Consider the following 15,639-nt stretch of genomic DNA (forward strand, 5'->3'; position numbering starts at 1 on the left):
TCAGTGGATAGTAGTTTCCTCATCGTGGAACTTCAATGGTTTGTTGATGTCGAGATTCTCCGGGTCGAGGGAAGGTGGCGCTCGGTGCCACCTCCCTCACTCAAGGTGGACCAGGTCCGCCTCGGTGTCGATGTCGTAGGGCCGGGCCACGTCCCCGCACTCGACGAGGTCGATCTCCGCCTCGTGTTCCCTCAGATAGGCGCGGGCACCCCGGTCACCGGTGGCGGTCGCCGCGATCCCCGCCCAGTGCGCGGCGCCGAGCAGCACGGGATGCCCGCGCACGCCCGCGTACGCCGCCGAGGCCAGCGACGTCTCGTCCCGGAATCCGGCGCGCACCCGCGCCGTCGCCTCCGCCCCGATGCCGGGCTGGTCCACCAGGGCGACCAGCGCCGCCCGCACCCCGGTCCCCGCCAGTGAGCCGAGCCCGGCCCGCAGCGACGACCCCATGCCCTGCTCCCAGCCGGGGTTGTCCACGACGACGCAGCCGTCGAGCGCGGCCCGCGCGCGTACCTCCTCGGCGCGCGCCCCCAGGACGACGTGCACGCGGGCGCAGCCGGCCGCACGGAGCACGTCGACCGCGTGTTCGACGAGTAGATGTCCACGATGTGCGAGCAGCGCCTTGGGGCGGCCGCCGAGCCGCCTGCCGCCTCCGGCGGCCAGCAGCAGCCCCGCCACCCGATCGCCCACCTGGTGTTCTGTCAGGGCCTCGTTGTCGGTCATGGCTCCTGCATACCTGACCGGCCGCCAAACGCTCCGGCGCGCACGGGATTTCCGGAGACTTCCGGAGACTGAATTTCGGTCCGCGCGGTGGCGCGTCCGGTGCGTGGTGGCGTTTACTGGCCCGCGCACAACGGAGTGCGAGGGGGAGGACCGTGTTGCGGAGCTTGGGGCAGAGGCACGTGACCGTCGGCGACGAGGACGTGAGGGTGGTGGCACTGCGGACCGCGGTGTCGCGGTTGCGCCGCCAACTCGCGCTGCTGCCCGCCGACTTCCCGGACCGCCAGATCGCGGAGGACGAGCTGGCCGGCCTCGCGGCGATGGTGGGTCACGGCGTCCCCGAGGTGCCGCGACTGCGCCGCTCCCTGCTGCTGATAGCCGGCGCGATCGGCTCCGTCAGCGCCCTCGCGCCGGGACTGACGGAGGTCCGTCACGCCGTGGAACTCTTCGGGGACCCGCCGCGCCGCTGAGTGCCGTGACGGGAGGGCCGCCTCAGGCGGCCGGGTTGCCGTTCGAGCCGTTTGAGCCGTGCGAGCCGTTCGAGGTCAGCAGGGCCTCGGACAGCTCCGCCGCCACCTGCTGGAGCAGGGGCACGATCCGGTCGGTCGCCGCCTCGGTGACCCGGCCCGCGGGGCCGGAGATCGAGATGGCCGCGGCGGTGGGGGAGTCCGGCACCGGGACGGCCAGGCACCGGACGCCGATCTCCTGCTCGTTGTCGTCGATCGCGTAGCCCTGGCGCCGCACGTCCTCCAGCGCCGCGATGAAGCCGTCCGGCGTGGTGATCGTCTTGTCGGTCGCGGCCGGCATGCCGGTACGGCCGAGCAGGGCCCGCACCTCGTCCGCCGGGAAGCTCGCGAGCAGCGCCTTGCCGACACCCGTGGAGTGCGGCAGGACGCGCCGCCCGACCTCGGTGAACATGCGCATGGAGTGCTTGGACGGCACCTGGGCGACGTACACGATCTCGTCCCCGTCGAGCAGGGCCATGTTCGCCGTCTCGCCGGTCTCCTCGACCAGGCGGGCCAGGTGCGGGCGGGCCCAGGTGCCGAGCAGCCGGGAGGCGGACTCGCCCAGGCGGATCAGGCGGGGGCCGAGCGCATACCGGCGGTTGGGCTGCTGGCGTACGTATCCGCAGGCCACGAGCGTGCGCATCAGGCGGTGGATGGTCGGCAGCGGCAGCCCGCTGCTGGCCGAGAGCTCGCTCAGGCCGACCTCGCCCCCCGCGTCCGCCATCCGTTCGAGCAGGTCGAAGGCGCGCTCCAGGGACTGGACTCCGCCGGTGGCGGACCTGGCGGAGTCGGTGGTGCTGGCGCTGGACGTCGGCACGGCACGTTCCTTTCGGGGCTGGCGGGAGGAAAGAAGCGTACCCGGCACCCGGTTGACTACCGGCTTGTACATAGCTACGTTCTGCTTGCTGGAATTCTAATTCCGCTTTGTGGAAACGTCCAGAGCGGGTCATTGGGCATGCCGTCACAAAGGGTGCCTCTTGACGGCCTCGGAGCGGGAGTGAAGACTCCTTCAACAGAACGTTGAAATTCGACGGGCAGAGGCAGACAAGTACAGGCAGAGAAGGGGATCCGGGTGTCCGAAGCCGAACTGGTGCTGCGCTCGACGCGCGTCATCACTCCCGAGGGGACCCGAGCCGCGTCCGTCGCGGTGACCGGGGAGAAGATCACGGCCGTCCTGCCGTACGACGCCCCCGTCCCGGCGGGCGCCCGGCTCGAGGACGTGGGCGACCACGTCGTGCTGCCCGGCCTGGTCGACACCCATGTGCACGTGAACGACCCCGGGCGCACCGAGTGGGAGGGCTTCTGGACCGCCACCCGCGCCGCGGCCGCCGGCGGCATCACCACCCTCGTCGACATGCCGCTCAACTCCATCCCGCCGACCACCACGGTCGACAACCTGCGCACCAAGCGCGAGGTGGCCGCCGACAAGGCCCACATCGACGTCGGCTTCTGGGGCGGCGCCCTGCCCGACAACGTCAAGGACCTGCGTCCGCTGCACGAGGCCGGGGTCTTCGGCTTCAAGGCGTTCCTGTCCCCGTCGGGCGTGGACGAGTTCCCGCACCTCGACCAGGAGCAGCTCGCCCGGTCGCTGGCGGAGATCGCCGCCTTCGACGGCATGCTGATCGTGCACGCCGAGGACCCGCACCACCTGGCCGCGGCCCCGCAGCAGGGCGGCCCCAAGTACACCCACTTCCTCGCCAGTCGCCCGCGCGACGCCGAGGACACCGCGATCGCGACCCTGCTCGCGCAGGCCAAGCGGTTCAACGCGCGCGTGCACGTGCTGCACCTGTCCTCCAGCGACGCCCTGCCGCTGATCGCCGAGGCCCGCGCGGACGGCGTGCGGGTCACGGTCGAGACCTGCCCGCACTACCTCACGCTCACCGCCGAGGAAGTGCCGGACGGTGCCAGCGAGTTCAAGTGCTGCCCGCCGATCCGCGAGGCGGCCAACCAGGACCTGCTCTGGCAGGCGCTGGCGGACGGCACGATCGACTGCGTCGTCACCGACCACTCCCCGTCCACGGCCGACCTCAAGACCGACGACTTCGCCACCGCCTGGGGCGGCATCGCCGGTCTCCAGCTCAGCCTGCCGGCCATGTGGACGGCGGCCCGCGGGCGGGGCCTCGGCCTGGAGGACGTCGTGCGCTGGATGTCGGAGCGGACGGCCGCCCTGGTGGGGCTGGACGCACGCAAGGGCGCCATCGCGCCGGGCCACGACGCGGACTTCGCCGTGCTGGCCCCCGACGAGACCTTCACCGTCGACCCGGCCGCCCTCCAGCACCGCAACCGCGTCACCGCGTACGCGGGCAAGACCCTGTACGGCGTCGTGAAGTCCACCTGGCTGCGCGGCGCGCGCATCGCGGCGGACGGCGCGTTCACCGACCCGAAGGGACAGCTCCTCGACCGGGCCTGACGTGCCCGGACATTCCCTGAACCCAGTACCCCCCGAACAGCCCCGAAAGGAACACCTGATCACCGTGACGGCCCAGCAGAACACCTCGTTGGCCAGCTTCACCGGCGACGCCCAGCCCTACGGAGGCGGCGACCCGTACGCGGACTACCGCACCACCGACCTCCCCTTCACCCAGTACGCCAACCTTGCCGACCGGCAGCTCGGCGCGGGTGTCGTCGCCGCCAACGACGAGTTCTTCGCCCAGCGCGAGAACCTGCTGGTGCCCGAGCCCGCCGAGTTCGACCCCGAGCACTTCGGGCACAAGGGCAAGGTCATGGACGGCTGGGAGACCCGCCGGCGCCGCGGCGTCTCGGCCGACCAGCCCTGGCCCGCCGAGGAGGACCACGACTGGGCGCTGGTCCGCCTCGGCGCCCCCGGCGTGATCCGCGGCGTCGTCGTCGACACAGCCCACTTCCGCGGCAACTACCCGCAGGCCGTCTCCGTCGAGGGCGCCTCGGTCGCGGGCTCCCCCTCCCCGGAGGAACTGCTCGCGGACGACGTGAAGTGGACGACCCTGGTCCCGCGCACCCCGGTCGGCGGCCACGCGGCCAACGGCTTCGCCGTCTCGGCCGAGCAGCGCTTCACCCACCTGCGCCTCAAGCAGCACCCCGACGGCGGCATCGCCCGCCTGCGCGTGTACGGCGAGGTCGTCCCGGACCCCGCCTGGCTCACCGCGCTCGGCACCTTCGACGTGGTCGCCCTGGAGAACGGCGGCCAGGTCGAGGACGCCTCCAACCTCTTCTACTCGCCGGCCACCAACACCATCCAGCCGGGCCGCTCCCGCAAGATGGACGACGGCTGGGAGACCCGCCGCCGCCGCGACCGGGGCAACGACTGGATCCAGTACCGCCTGGTCGACCGCACGCAGATCCGCGCGATCGAGATCGACACGGCGTACCTGAAGGGCAACAGCGCCGGCTGGGCGTCGGTGTCGGTGAAGGACGGCGAGAGCGGCGAGTGGCGCGAGGTGCTCCCGCGCACCCGGATGCAGCCCGACACCAACCACCGCTTCGTCCTGCCGGAGGCGGCGGTCGGCACCCACGCGCGCGTGGACATCTTCCCCGACGGCGGCATCTCCCGCCTGCGCCTGTTCGGCACCCTGACCGAGGACGGCGCGGCCCACCTCGCCGCCCGCCACCAGGAACTGGGCGGTTGACCCGCCGCCACACCGACCCGTGGGGCGCACCGGCAGGACAGCACCGGTGCGCCCCGCGAGCACGCCCGGGAGCGGACGGGCCTCGGGGACCGGCTACGCCGCGTGGCCGCCGTCGACCGCGAACTCCGCGCCGGTGACGTACGTCGCGGTCGCCAGGTACGCCACCGTCGACGCCACCTCGTCGGCCGTGCCGAAGCGGCCCAGCGCCGTCAGGGCCGCCTGCCCGTCCGCGTAGGGGCCGTCCGCCGGGTTCATGTCGGTGTCGATCGGCCCCGGGTGCACGATGTTCGCCGTGATCCCGCGCGGGCCCAGTTCCCGGGCCAGCGCCTTGGTCAGCCCGATCAGCGCCGACTTGCTCGTCGCGTACAGCGTCCCGCCGGGCCCCGGCACCCGCTGGGTCATGCAGGTCCCGACGGTGATGATCCGCCCGCCCTCGGTCATACGGGCCGCGGCCGCCTGCGAGGCCAGGAAGACACCGCGGACGTTCACCGCCAGCAGCCGGTCGACGTCGGCGGGGGAGAGGCTCTCCAGCGGGCCGAGCAGGCCCAGGCCCACGTTGTTGACCAGTACGTCCGGGCCGCCGCCGAGCGCCGCGGCGGCCCGCTCGACCGCCCCCGCCGCCTCGTCCGCGTCGGCGGAGTCGGCCCGCAGGGCCACCGCCCGGCGCCCCAGTGCCCCGACGGCCCGTACGACGTCCTCGGCCGCGTCCTTGCCGTTCACGTAGGTGAGGGCCACGTCCGCGCCCTCCCGGGCGAGCCGCAGCACGGTCGCCGCGCCGATGCCCCGGCTGCCACCGGTCACGAGGGCGGTTCGGCCGGTCAGGGGAGCGGTGGTGGGGGCGAGCGGGGTGGTGTTCGTGTTCGTGTTCCTGTTCATGGGTCCATCCCAGCCGGGCCGCCGCGCCCGTGCTGGCGGTGAACGGACGTCGAACTCAACGGTGCGCCGTCCGTGCCGAACAGGGGTGTGAACGCGCGGAAAACACATATGACGTCCCGGGAAACTCCACGGTCTTGTCATTGACATGCCACTGTCTACGCGCGTCATCATGAGACACATGCGATTCCCCCCACGCGCCGCCCGGCTCGGCGCAGCAGCCGCAGTCCTGTCCGCCCTCCTCGTGGGCGGCACCGTCTCCGCGTCCACGGCCGGCGCCGCACCCGCGGCGGTCGGCGACATCTGCTACAGCGCCCTGCCCTCCCAGGCGCACGACACGCTGGACCTGATCGAGCAGGGCGGCCCCTACCCGTTCGAGCAGGACGGGACCGTCTTCCAGAACCGGGAGGGCATCCTGCCCAGCCAGTCCTCCGGGTACTACCACGAGTACACGGTGATCACCCCGGGCTCCGACACACGCGGCGCCCGCCGGATCGTCACCGGTGAGGAGAACCAGGAGGACTACTACACGGCCGACCACTACGCGTCGTTCGACCTCGTCGACTACGGCTGCTGAGGCCCGGCCGGCCGAGTCCGGATTCCGAACTCACCCGGACTCGACTCATCCGGACTCGGCTATCCGGACTTGCGGCTCTCGGCGGCGGCGAACAGCGCGCCGCCGAGAGCGAGCAGCGCGACGCTCGCGTAGACCTCGTAGCCGTCCAGGAAACCGATCCGCCGCACCAGCCCCAGGTTCCAGTCGGTGAACTCGTGCAGCAGGCCCATCGCGCCCTGGAGCACGGCGAGCAGGCCCAGGAACTCCAGCAATTCCTTCATGATCCCGACTCTCGCCCCGCGGTACCCCCACACGCATCGGCCGCGGGGCGAGTCCTGCCCGACCGAAGGCTTCTTCGCGCGCCGGCCGCGCGCCGAAAGTCGCAGCTCGTGCGACTTTGGTCGACGGCCCCGCGCGACCGGCCGCCCAGGGCGTCGACCCTGCGTAGATTTGTCGACTGTGAACAGTAGTGACGAGCGGACCACGGTGCCCCCGGCCTTCGCGAAACGGCGCTGGGTACTGCCGGCGGCGCTGGTCGAGGACCTGTACCCGGAACCCCGGCGGCCCGGCGGCCGGCCCCGGCGCACCGCACGCGACTGGTTCGTCGACTTCGCCTGCTTCCTGCTCGCGGTCGCCGTCGGCCTGCTGGCCGCCGACGCGCTGGACCAGGAGCCGGACCTGTCACCCGCCATGGCCGTCGCGGACCAGCTGATCGGCGCCCTGGCCTGTGCCGCCGTCTGGCTCCGGCGGCGGTGGCCGGTCGGGCTGGCGGTGGCCATGGTGCCCGTCTCCCTGGTCTCGGCCACCGCGGGCGGCGCCGTCCTCGCCGCCCTGTTCACGCTCGCCGTGCACCGGCCCTTCCGGTACACGGCCTGGATCGGCGGTGCGAGTCTCGCCCTGACGCCGCTCTACTACTGGATGCGCCCGGAACCCGACCTGCCCTTCCTGGCGTCCCTCGTCATCGCCGTCCTGCTCGCGGTCACCGTGCTCGGCTGGGGCCTGCTCGTCCGCTCCAAGCGCCAGCTCCTGCTCAGCCTGCGCGACCGGGCCCGGCACGCCGAGGCCGAGGCCCGGCTGCGCGCCGAGCAGGCGCAGCGGCTGGCCCGCGAGGCCATCGCCCGCGAGATGCACGACGTACTCGCCCACCGGCTGACGCTGCTCAGCGTGCACGCGGGCGCCCTGGAGTTCCGGCCCGACGCGCCGCGGGCGGAGGTCGCGCGGGCCGCGGGCGTCATCCGGGAGAGCGCGCACGAGGCCCTCCAGGACCTGCGGCAGATCATCGGCGTGCTGCGGGCGGCGGACTCCGACGACGCGGGCCGCCCCCAGCCCACGCTCGCGGCGCTCGACGCGCTGGTCGCCGAGTCCCGCGAGGCCGGCATGAAGGTCACCCTCGCGGAGCGCGTGCCCGACCCCGGCGCCGTCCCGGCCGCCGTCGGCCGCACCGCGTACCGCATCGCCCAGGAGGCGCTGACCAACGCGCGCAAGCACGCACCCGGCACCGAGGTCACCGTCTCGGTGGCCGGGGCACCGGGTGCCGGACTCGCCCTGTCGGTGCGCAACGCCCCGCCCCGGGGCGAGGTGCCCCACGTGCCCGGTTCGGGGCAGGGGCTGATCGGGCTGACCGAGCGGGCGACGCTCGCGGGCGGCACCCTGGAGCACGGGCCGACGCCCGGTGGCGGCTTCGAAGTACGGGCGCGGCTGCCGTGGGACTGAGCCGTGCCGCTACCCGGCCGGCCGGCGCCGGGGCGAGGCCGAGCCTCCCCCCGGAGCGGCCGGTGACGACCGTGATTACGTAGGACGCATGACTGCGATCAGACTGCTCCTCGTCGACGACGACCCGCTGGTGCGGGCCGGGCTGTCCCTCATGCTGGGCGGCGCCGAGGACGTGGAGATCGTCGGCGAGGCCGCCGACGGCGACGAGGTCGGGGCGCTCGTCGACCGCACCCGCCCGGACGTCGTCCTCATGGACATCCGGATGCCGGGGACGGACGGCCTCACGGCGACCGAACGGCTGCGGAGCCGCGCGGACGCGCCCCAGGTCGTCGTGCTCACCACCTTCCACGCCGACGAACAGGTGCTGCGGGCCCTGCGCGCCGGAGCCGCCGGGTTCGTCCTCAAGGACACGCCGCCTGCGCAGATCCTCGACGCGGTGCGCAGGGTCGCGGCCGGCGACCCCGTCCTGTCGCCCGCCGTGACCCGACGGCTGATGGAACGGGCGGCCGGTGCCGCCCCCGACGCGCGACACGCACGGCGCACGCGCGCGCGTGCCCGCGTGGACACCCTCAACGACCGCGAGCGCGAGGTCGCCGTCGCGGTCGGCCGCGGCATGGCCAACGCCGACATCGCGTCCCACCTCTTCATGAGCGTCGCCACGGTCAAGGCCCACGTCTCCCGCATCCTGGCCAGGCTCGACCTCGACAACCGGGTCCAGATCGCCCTGCTGGCGTACGACGCGGGGCTCCTCGACGAGTACCAGGACGACACCTCTTAAGGCGTGAGCGCCTCGGGCACCTCCGCCAGCCGTACGGGTCTGCGCTCGCGCCGCGAGACGTCGCAGGCCTCCGCGATCCGCAGGGCCCGCAGCGCCTCGCGCCCGTCGCAGGGGTTGGCCCGCTCGCCGCGCACCACCTGCACGAAGGTGGTCAGCTCGGCCTCGTAGGCGGGTCCGAAGCGCTCCACGAAGCCGGTCCACGGCTTGTCCGCGGCCGGGGGCCCGGTCGGTTCCGTGGACGCGATCGGCGTACGGTCGTCCAGGCCCACGACGATCTGGTCCAGCTCCCCGGCCAGCTCCATGCGCACGTCGTACCCCGCCCCGTTCAGCCGCGTCGCGGTCGCCGTCGCCAGCGTCCCGTCGTCCAGCGTGAGCAGTGCCGCCCCGGTGTCCACGTCGTCCGCCGCGCGGAACATCGGCGGACCGGCGTCGGACCCGGCGGCGTACACGTCGACGACCTCCCGCCCGGTCACCCAGCGCAGGACGTCGAAGTCGTGGATGAGCGTGTCCCGGTAGAGCCCGCCGGACTGCGGGAGGTACTCGGCCGGCGGCGGGGTCTGGTCGCTCGTCACCGCGCGGACGGTGTGCAGCCGCCCCAGCCGCCCGGACCGCACCGCCTCCCGGGCCCCGGTGTAGCCGGTGTCGAAGCGGCGCTGGAAGCCCATCTGGAGGATCGTCCCGGCGGCCTCCACCTCGGCGATCGCTTGTAATGTGCCCGGCAGGTCCAGTGCGATGGGCTTCTCGCAGAACACCGGGAGCCCCGAGCGGGCCGCCCGGCCGATCAGTTCGGCATGGGCCGGCGTCGCCGTGGTGATCACCACCGCGTCCACGCCCCACTGGAAGATCTCGTCCACTCCTGGTGCCGCCGTCTCGCCCAGCCGGTGGGCCAGCTCCTGCGCCCGCGTGATGTCGGCGTCCGTGAGGATCAGGGATCCGACGTCGCGGTGGCGGCTGAGCGTGTTGGCGTGAACGGTGCCGATGCGGCCCGTTCCGATGACCCCGATGCGCATGGAATCAAAGTGGGCTCACAGCCGCTCCCTGTCAATGCGTATGTCCGGACAATCGGACTGCGCAGCTTCCCGTCACCTCGGCACGGAGCTACGCTCGGCCCGTGCCGAAACCAGAAGTGGACCCGACCGTGTCGCTGGACCTCAGCGTGGATCGCAGCAGTCCGGTGCCGCTGTACTTCCAGCTGTCGCAGCAGCTGGAGGCGGCGATCGAGCACGGCGCGCTGACCCCGGGCAGCCTGCTGGGCAACGAGATCGAGCTGGCCGCGCGGCTCGGCCTGTCCCGGCCCACCGTCCGCCAGGCCATCCAGTCGCTCGTCGACAAGGGCCTGCTCGTGCGCCGCCGCGGCGTCGGCACCCAGGTCGTGCACAGCAAGGTCCGCCGCCCCCTGGAACTCAGCAGCCTCTACGACGACCTGGAGGCGGCGGGCCAGCGCCCCGCCACGAAGGTCCTGGTCAACACCGTCGTCCCGGCCGGCGCGGAGATCGCCGCCGCACTGGGGGTGGCCGAGGACAGCGACGTGCACCGCATCGAGCGGCTCCGGCTGACGCACGGGGAACCGATGGCGTACCTGTGCAACTACCTGCCGCCCGGCCTCGTCGACCTGGACACCGGACAACTGGAGGCCACCGGCCTCTACCGGCTGATGCGCGCCGCCGGGATCACCCTGCACAGCGCCCGGCAGTCCATCGGCGCCCGCGCCGCGACCTCCGGTGAGGCCGAGCGGCTCGGCGAGGACGCGGGCGCCCCGCTGCTCACCATGGAACGCACCACCTTCGACGACACGGGACGCGCGGTCGAGTTCGGCACCCACACCTACCGGCCGTCCCGCTACTCCTTCGAGTTCCAGCTGCTCGTGCGGCCCTGAGCGACCGCGTACGGCGACCGGTCCCCGGCCGCTCCCACCGGCGGCCCCCACCGTGCGGGTTCGTCGCAATGTCCGGACAATGTGACCGTCGGCCGATCCCCGGAGGCGAGCGCTCCGCTTGTGTGTCGGACAATGGGGCGTTTGGGGTTTCCAGAACCCGGCCGGGGCCGGGCAGGCCCCGCACGCACAGCACGGCACAGTAAGAAGGGCACGGCCTCGTGGCACGGTTTCGGACATGGGCGGGCATCGCGCTGGCAGGGGCACTGTCGGTGTCCCTGGCCGGCTGCAGCAGTACCGGCGGCAAGCGCGCCGAGGACGCCCGCAAGGCCGCGTCGGCCGAGGGCAGGGCGGCGGTGAACACGCCCCGCTGGACGTTCGCGATGATCACCCACTCGGGCGACGGCGACACCTTCTGGGACATCGTCCAGAGCGGCGCCGAGCAGGCCGCGGTCAAGGACAACATCAACTTCCTGTACTCCCACGACAACGAGGCGCAGCAGCAGGCCCAGCTCGTGAACGCCGCCATCGACAAGAAGGTCGACGGCATCATCGTCACGCTCGCCAAGCCCGACGCGATGAAGTCCGCCCTCGCCCGCGCCCACAAGGCGGGCATCCCGGTGATCACGGTGAACTCCGGCTCCGAGGAGTCCAAGGAGTTCGGCGCCCTCACCCACGTCGGCCAGGACGAGACGATCGCCGGTGAGGCCGTGGGCGAGGAGCTGAACGAGCGGGGCCGCGAGCAGGCGGTCTGCGTCCTCCACGAGCAGGGCAACGTCGGCCACGAGCAGCGCTGCGACGGAGTGGAGAAGACCTTCGACGGCAAGGTCCAGCGGCTCTACGTCAACGGCACCAGCATGCCGGACGTGCAGTCCGCCATCGAGGCCAAGCTCCAGACCGACAAGTCCGTCGACGCCGTCGTCACCCTCGGCGCCCCCTACGCCGACACCGCGGTCAAGGCCAAGCAGGGCGCGGGAAGCAAGGCCGAGATCGACACCTTCGACCTCAACGCCAAGGTGGCCGCCGGACTGGAGGACGGCACCCTCGGCTTCGCCGTCGACCAGCAGCCCTACCTCCAGGGCTACGAGGCCGTCGACCTGCTCTGGCTGTACAAGTACAACGCCGACGTCCTCGGCGGCGGCCGACCGGTGCTCACCGGGCCGCAGATCATCACCAAGGACGACGCCGCCGCGCTGGCCGACTACACGAAGCGGGGCACGCGATGAACGCCACGCAGGTGAAGGCCGCTGACGAAAGGATTCTGCAGACCTCTCCGCTGCGGAAACTCCTCGGCCGCCCCGAGCTGGGCTCCGTCGTCGGCGCGGTCGCCGTCTTCGTCTTCTTCGCGTTCTTCGCCGACAGCTTCCTGCACGCCGCCAGCCTCAGTACGGTGCTCTACGCCGCCTCCACGATCGGCATCATGGCCGTCCCGGTGGCGCTGCTGATGATCGGCGGGGAGTTCGACCTGTCCGCGGGCGTCATGGTCACGTCCTCGGCGCTGGTGTCGTCGATGTTCAGCTACCAGATGACCGCCAACGTCTGGGTCGGCGTCGGTGTGTCGCTGCTGGTCACCCTGGCGATCGGCGCCTTCAACGGCTTCATGCTCACCCGCACCAAGCTCCCCAGCTTCATCATCACGCTCGGCACCTTCCTCATGCTGACCGGCCTGAACCTGGGCTTCACCAAACTCGTCGACGGCACCGTCTCCACCAAGTCGATCGCCGACATGGAGGGCTTCCCCTCCGCCCAGGACGTCTTCGCCGCCACGATCACGATCGGCGGCGTCGGCTTCAAGGTGACCATCCTGTGGTGGCTCGCCCTGGTCGCCGTCGCCAGCTGGATCCTGCTGCGCACCCGCGCGGGCAACTGGATCTTCGCGGTCGGCGGCAACAAGGACGCCGCCCGCGCGGTGGGCGTCCCGGTCACCAGGACCAAGATCGGCCTCTACATGGGCGTCGGCTTCGGCGCCTGGATCTCGGGCCAGCACCTGCTCTTCTCCTACGACGTGGTCCAGTCCGGCGAGGGCGTCGGCAACGAGCTGATCTACATCATCGCGGCCGTCATCGGCGGCTGCCTGATCACCGGCGGCTACGGCAGCGCCGTCGGCTCCGCGGTCGGCGCGTTCATCTTCGGCATGACCAGCAAGGGCATCGTCTTCGCCGAGTGGAACCCCGACTGGTTCAAGTTCTTCCTCGGAGCGATGCTGCTCCTCGCGACCCTGCTCAACGCCTGGGTCCGCAAGCGCGCGGAGGCCACCAAGTGACGCGGAACCAAGACCGTACGGCGCTCGTCGAGCTGTCCGGCGTCAGCAAGAACTACGGCAACGTCCGCGCGCTCGAAGGCGTGTCCCTGGAGGTCCACGCCGGGGAGATCACCTGCGTGCTCGGCGACAACGGCGCGGGCAAGTCCACCCTCATCAAGATCATCGCCGGGCTGCACCAGCACGACGGCGGCACGCTGAGCCTGGACGGCGAGGAGACCCGGCTCGCCTCCCCGCGCGAGGCCCTGGACCGCGGCATCGCCACCGTCTACCAGGACCTCGCCGTCGTCCCCCTCATGCCGGTCTGGCGCAACTTCTTCCTCGGCTCCGAGCCGCGCAAGGGCGTCGCCCCGTTCAAGCGCATGGACGTCGACCACATGCGCCGCACCACCCACGCGGAACTGCTGCGCATGGGCATCGACCTCCGCGACGTCGACCAGCCCATCGGCACCCTCTCCGGCGGCGAACGCCAGTGCGTGGCGATCGCCCGCGCGGTGTACTTCGGCGCGAAGGTGCTCGTCCTGGACGAGCCGACGGCGGCACTGGGCGTGAAGCAGTCGGGTGTGGTCCTGAAATACGTGGCGGCGGCCCGAGACCAGGGCCTCGGTGTCGTCCTCATCACCCACAACCCGCACCACGCGTACCTGGTGGGCGACCGCTTCGTCCTGCTGAAGCGCGGCATGATGGTCGGCAACCACGAGCGCGAGGACATCACCCTGGACGAGCTGACGAGGCAGATGGCAGGCGGAAACGAGCTGGACGACCTACGCCATGAGCTGCAACGGACCCAGGGGCGCGGGGAACTGCGCGAGTAACCACCATGCACCCGCACCCGGCAACGAACCGATCACGCCACCCCCTGTCCCATTCGGCACCCGGCACAGCCGTGCGGCACAATCGCACCCGATGAGCACCTACCGCGACTTCACCGCCCCCATCGGCTCCCGCCGTGCCCCGGTCCTGCGCACCGTGGGCACGAGGGAACGCCGCTCGCACCTCACGGCACCCCGGGTGCCCACGGTCGGCATCGACATCGGCGGCACGAAGGTCATGGCGGGTGTCGTCGACGCCGACGGCAACATCCTGGAGAAGCTCCGCACGGAGACCCCGGACAAGTCCAAGAGCCCGAAGGTCGTCGAGGACACGATCGTCGAACTGGTCCTGGACCTCTCCGACCGGCACGACGTGCACGCCGTGGGCATCGGCGCGGCCGGCTGGGTCGACGCCGACCGCAACCGCGTCCTGTTCGCCCCCCACCTGTCCTGGCGCAACGAACCGCTGCGCGACCGCATCGCCGGCCGGCTCGCCGTGCCCGTCCTGGTGGACAACGACGCCAACACCGCCGCCTGGGCCGAGTGGCGCTTCGGCGCCGGCCGCGGCGAGGACCACCTCGTCATGATCACGCTCGGCACCGGCATCGGCGGCGCGATCCTGGAGGACGGCCAGGTCAAGCGCGGCAAGTACGGGGTCGCCGGTGAGTTCGGGCACATGCAGGTCGTTCCCGGCGGCCACCGCTGCCCGTGCGGCAACCGCGGCTGCTGGGAGCAGTACAGCTCCGGCAACGCCCTGGTCAGGGAGGCCCGCGAGCTGGCCGCCGCGGACTCGCCGGTGGCGTACGGGATCATCGAGCACGTCAAGGGCAGCATCGGCGACATCACCGGACCGATGATCACCGAGCTGGCCCGCGAGGGCGACGCCATGTGCGTCGAGCTGCTCCAGGACATCGGGCAGTGGCTCGGCGTCGGCATCGCGAACCTCGCCGCGGCCCTCGACCCGTCCTGCTTCGTGATCGGCGGCGGGGTCAGCGCGGCCGACGACCTGCTGATCGGCCCCGCGCGCGACGCCTTCAAGCGCCAGCTCACCGGCCGCGGCTACCGCCCCGAGGCCCGCATCGTCCGCGCCCAGCTCGGCCCCGAGGCCGGCATGGTGGGCGCCGCCGACCTGTCCCGGCTGGTCGCCCGCCGCTTCCGCCGGGCCAAGCGGCGCCGGGTGGAGCGGTACGAGCGCTACGAGCGGTACGCCGAGGCCCGCCGTGAGTCCCGGGAGTCGCTGTGACGGAGTCCCTGCCCCACCAGCCCGGCCCCCCGGAGCCGGCCGGCGCGACGGCCGAGGGCCGCCGGCACATGATCCGTCGCCGTACGCTCACCCTGCTCATCATCGTGCTGCTCATCGGCGTCCCGGCCGGTTACCTGGTGATCTCCGCCAACCAGAGCCGCGACAGCGGCCGGGACAAGGAGGCGAAGTACGCGGCGACCGGTATGACCAGCGGCTGGCCCTCCAAGCTGCAGCGCCGCATCTACGAGGTGCCCGTCCCGGTCCCGGCCGAGGAGGTCGCGTACTACGAGACGAACAACTGGAAGACCAGCCGCCTCTACGTCCAGTTCGAGACCACCGGTGCCGGTCTCGACGTCTTCCTGGCGGGGCTGGGCGTCGACCGGGACGCGCTGAAGAAGGGCAAGATCGCGATCAGTGACCGCGCCCAGCGGGTCACCGGCTGGCAGTTCGGCGGGTCCGGCTCCTGGTGGGGCGTCGTCAACGAGCAGGAAAATCCGGCGCCGACCCAGGACGTCGTCGTGAACATGGACAATCCCGACTACCCGATGGTGTACGTGGTCTCGCACACCGTTCCGTAGGGGCACCGGCTCCGTCTCCGCCTCGCCCCCGCCCCCGGCGACGGGCCGTCGGAGCCGATTGTCAGACCCCGCCCGTAGAGTCGAAGACATCTGATCGGGCAGGCGGGCGGGAGGTGACAGAACGT

General features: G+C 72.1%; 17 protein-coding genes. 12 read left to right on the forward strand and 5 right to left on the reverse strand.

Translation table 11 applies throughout. From position 1 onward, the window contains the following. Positions 1-96 precede the first annotated feature (96 nt). Positions 97-720, reverse strand: a complete 624-nt coding sequence (locus ACH4D3_RS02450) for an NTP transferase domain-containing protein (protein WP_398315502.1) — start codon at positions 718-720, stop codon at positions 97-99. 152 nt (positions 721-872) lie between these two features. On the opposite strand from ACH4D3_RS02450, the gene ACH4D3_RS02455 reads away from it, so the two are divergent. Continuing rightward, positions 873-1,187: a DUF5955 family protein gene (locus ACH4D3_RS02455; protein WP_398315504.1), complete on the forward strand. Its 315-nt coding sequence runs from the start codon at positions 873-875 to the stop codon at positions 1,185-1,187. A 22-nt stretch (positions 1,188-1,209) separates the two neighbouring features. Here the strand turns inward: ACH4D3_RS02455 and allR are convergent, their stop codons facing one another. Further along, the gene (gene allR / locus ACH4D3_RS02460) at positions 1,210-2,040 is read right to left on the reverse strand and encodes an allantoin degradation transcriptional regulator AllR (protein ID WP_398315506.1); all 831 of its coding nucleotides are present in this window, start codon (positions 2,038-2,040) and stop codon (positions 1,210-1,212) included. A gap of 255 nt (positions 2,041-2,295) precedes the next feature. On the opposite strand from allR, the gene allB reads away from it, so the two are divergent. Together allB and alc are read left to right on the forward strand one after the other, a co-directional pair. Beyond that, on the forward strand, positions 2,296-3,633 hold the full coding sequence (allB, locus tag ACH4D3_RS02465) for an allantoinase AllB (protein ID WP_398315508.1): 1,338 nt from the start codon (positions 2,296-2,298) through the stop codon (positions 3,631-3,633). A 64-nt stretch (positions 3,634-3,697) separates the two neighbouring features. After that, on the forward strand, positions 3,698-4,828 hold the full coding sequence (alc, locus tag ACH4D3_RS02470) for an allantoicase (protein WP_398315510.1): 1,131 nt from the start codon (positions 3,698-3,700) through the stop codon (positions 4,826-4,828). A gap of 93 nt (positions 4,829-4,921) precedes the next feature. Here the strand turns inward: alc and ACH4D3_RS02475 are convergent, their stop codons facing one another. After that, positions 4,922-5,704 (reverse strand): SDR family oxidoreductase, encoded by a 783-nt coding sequence (locus tag ACH4D3_RS02475; RefSeq protein ID WP_398315512.1) that lies wholly within the window; start codon positions 5,702-5,704, stop codon positions 4,922-4,924. 178 nt (positions 5,705-5,882) lie between these two features. On the opposite strand from ACH4D3_RS02475, the gene ACH4D3_RS02480 reads away from it, so the two are divergent. Continuing rightward, a complete protein-coding gene (locus ACH4D3_RS02480; RefSeq protein ID WP_398315514.1) occupies positions 5,883-6,278 on the forward strand; it encodes a ribonuclease domain-containing protein in 396 nt (131 codons plus the stop codon). A 59-nt stretch (positions 6,279-6,337) separates the two neighbouring features. Here ACH4D3_RS02480 and ACH4D3_RS02485 read toward each other — a convergent pair whose 3' ends face one another. Next, complete coding sequence (locus tag ACH4D3_RS02485) at positions 6,338-6,538, reverse strand: hypothetical protein (protein WP_398315516.1); 201 nt, start codon at positions 6,536-6,538, stop codon at positions 6,338-6,340. Positions 6,539-6,716: 178 nt separating this feature from the next. On the opposite strand from ACH4D3_RS02485, the gene ACH4D3_RS02490 reads away from it, so the two are divergent. Next, positions 6,717-7,970 (forward strand): histidine kinase, encoded by a 1,254-nt coding sequence (locus ACH4D3_RS02490; protein ID WP_398315518.1) that lies wholly within the window; start codon positions 6,717-6,719, stop codon positions 7,968-7,970. Between the two features lie 88 nt (positions 7,971-8,058). Continuing rightward, the gene (locus ACH4D3_RS02495; RefSeq protein ID WP_398315520.1) at positions 8,059-8,748 is read left to right on the forward strand and encodes a response regulator; all 690 of its coding nucleotides are present in this window, start codon (positions 8,059-8,061) and stop codon (positions 8,746-8,748) included. Here the strand turns inward: ACH4D3_RS02495 and ACH4D3_RS02500 are convergent. Continuing rightward, the gene (locus ACH4D3_RS02500; RefSeq protein ID WP_398315522.1) at positions 8,745-9,758 is read right to left on the reverse strand and encodes a Gfo/Idh/MocA family oxidoreductase; all 1,014 of its coding nucleotides are present in this window, start codon (positions 9,756-9,758) and stop codon (positions 8,745-8,747) included. The two genes, ACH4D3_RS02495 and ACH4D3_RS02500, sit on opposite strands and share 4 nt — an antisense overlap. A gap of 128 nt (positions 9,759-9,886) precedes the next feature. Here ACH4D3_RS02500 and ACH4D3_RS02505 point away from each other — a divergent pair, with 128 nt between their 5' ends. The 6 genes from ACH4D3_RS02505 to ACH4D3_RS02530 all read left to right on the forward strand — a co-directional run bounded on the left by ACH4D3_RS02505 (position 9,887) and on the right by ACH4D3_RS02530 (position 15,514). After that, a complete protein-coding gene (locus ACH4D3_RS02505) occupies positions 9,887-10,624 on the forward strand; it encodes a myo-inositol degradation transcriptional regulator (RefSeq protein WP_398316612.1) in 738 nt (245 codons plus the stop codon). A gap of 218 nt (positions 10,625-10,842) precedes the next feature. Continuing rightward, positions 10,843-11,847, forward strand: a complete 1,005-nt coding sequence (locus ACH4D3_RS02510; protein ID WP_398315524.1) for a sugar ABC transporter substrate-binding protein — start codon at positions 10,843-10,845, stop codon at positions 11,845-11,847. Further along, positions 11,844-12,884, forward strand: coding sequence for an ABC transporter permease (locus ACH4D3_RS02515; protein WP_398315526.1), 1,041 nt, complete (start codon positions 11,844-11,846; stop codon positions 12,882-12,884). The genes ACH4D3_RS02510 and ACH4D3_RS02515 overlap by 4 nt, the downstream gene beginning before the upstream one ends. After that, on the forward strand, positions 12,881-13,696 hold the full coding sequence (locus ACH4D3_RS02520) for an ATP-binding cassette domain-containing protein (protein ID WP_398315528.1): 816 nt from the start codon (positions 12,881-12,883) through the stop codon (positions 13,694-13,696). Before ACH4D3_RS02515 ends, ACH4D3_RS02520 begins: the two co-directional genes overlap by 4 nt. 91 nt (positions 13,697-13,787) lie before the next feature. Beyond that, positions 13,788-14,936 carry an ROK family glucokinase gene (locus ACH4D3_RS02525; RefSeq protein ID WP_011030775.1) on the forward strand — a complete coding sequence of 383 codons (1,149 nt, stop codon included), beginning with the start codon at positions 13,788-13,790 and terminating at the stop codon, positions 14,934-14,936. Continuing rightward, the gene (locus ACH4D3_RS02530; RefSeq protein ID WP_398315530.1) at positions 14,933-15,514 is read left to right on the forward strand and encodes a sugar kinase; all 582 of its coding nucleotides are present in this window, start codon (positions 14,933-14,935) and stop codon (positions 15,512-15,514) included. The genes ACH4D3_RS02525 and ACH4D3_RS02530 overlap by 4 nt, the downstream gene beginning before the upstream one ends. Positions 15,515-15,639 lie beyond the last annotated feature (125 nt).

It is taken from the genome of Streptomyces sp. NPDC018026 (genome assembly GCF_044327745.1).
In the GTDB taxonomy this organism is placed as follows: Bacteria; Actinomycetota; Actinomycetes; order Streptomycetales; family Streptomycetaceae; genus Streptomyces; species Streptomyces rubrogriseus.